2 protein-coding genes are annotated in these 1,313 nt (G+C 55.3%); both read right to left on the reverse strand.

Annotated elements, in window-relative coordinates:
- Positions 1 to 425, reverse strand: a 425-nt coding sequence (locus BMX61_RS24140; protein WP_456119714.1) for a flagellin N-terminal helical domain-containing protein, incomplete at its 3' end; no start/stop codon positions are given.
- Between the two features lie 579 nt (positions 426 to 1,004).
- On the reverse strand, positions 1,005 to 1,313 hold a 309-nt coding region (locus tag BMX61_RS24145; RefSeq protein ID WP_268794184.1), incomplete at its 5' end, for a flagellin.

Raw genomic sequence — 1,313 nt, forward strand, 5'->3', positions numbered from 1 at the left:
GGGGCCGTCGACGAGGTATTGTAGAGCCAGTTTTCACCCGAGAAGGACGAAGACTGGGCCGTCGACGAGATCTGGTTCTTGAGCTCGACGAGCTCCTTGTTGATCTTGTCCTTGTCGGCGCCCGGTTCACGGGCGGCGACCAGCTTAGCCTTGATCGTGGAAACAATGTCGATCGTGGTCTTCAGACCGCTATATGCGGTGTCCGTCTTGGCCGAGGCGAGGCCGAGTGCGTCCTGAACGGCGGAGAGCGCCTTCTCGTCCGAGCGCTGCGTCGTCGCAATCGACCAATAGGATGCGTTGTCCTTTGCAGCAGCGATCTTCAGGCCAGAGGAAATGTGAGCCTGCGTCGATTCCATGTTGGAATTGATGCCGCGCAAGGTCGAAAGAGCTGCGATCGCGGAAACGTTCGTGATAATGCTAGTCATTTTAGAGTGTCCCTCAGATACGAGATACAAATTTTGGGGGACATACCGGACTCTATACTAAACCGGTGAAGACTTTTTGGCTTCATGCCAGCCATTCGGCTTAAAATGTTACCGATATGACCGCGTCTTGTGAGATTGATACTATGTCGGTAACCATTAATAAAGAGTAAAAAAATGTACATTCCTCATTTAGGATAAAAAAAAATACGGTCAGCGAGTGGTCTGCGGTTCATTTGGCCTGCGGGCCGCATGAGAATGAGGCCCGTCATCAGATGTCTTGGCATTCCGCCATGCAGCAGTGAGAACCGTTTTCGGGCGGGTCATGCTGCGCGCAGCTGTCCCTTCCGCCCTCTGCAAAACATCGGCCTGCGATGCAGGACAATCCGTGACCGCAATCCAATGTCTTGCCCTGATGCGAATGAGAGCGAACTTCATAACCGCAATGCGGCTCAAACGAAGTTGGCCGCGCCTGGAGAGGCACGGCCAACTTGAACTGGTCTAACCCTGAATTTTAAGGCGCACCTAATCGGCGAAAGAATTTCGGCCAAAACCGCGACTTGGGCCGTACATGCTCGCAGCTTAACTGCGGAAGAGCGACATGATGCTGTCCGGGCCGGAATTGGCGATCGACAGGGCTTGGATGCCCAGCTGCTGCTGCGTCTGCAGAGCCTTCAGGCGCGTGGACTCTTCGTTCATGTCGGCGTCCACGAGGCGGCCAATACCCTTGGTGATCGTGTCGCGCAGATCCTTGACGAAGGTGTTCTGCAGATCGATGCGGGCATTGGTGGCGCCAAGGTTAGCGGCCGAGTCGGTCAGACCCTTCAGCATCGTGTCGACGGCGCTGACCATCTGTTCGACCTGCTCGTTTGTGGTGGCCGAGGTCAGTTC

It is taken from the genome of Xaviernesmea oryzae (genome assembly GCF_900109605.1).
GTDB lineage: Bacteria > Pseudomonadota > Alphaproteobacteria > Rhizobiales > Rhizobiaceae > Xaviernesmea > Xaviernesmea oryzae.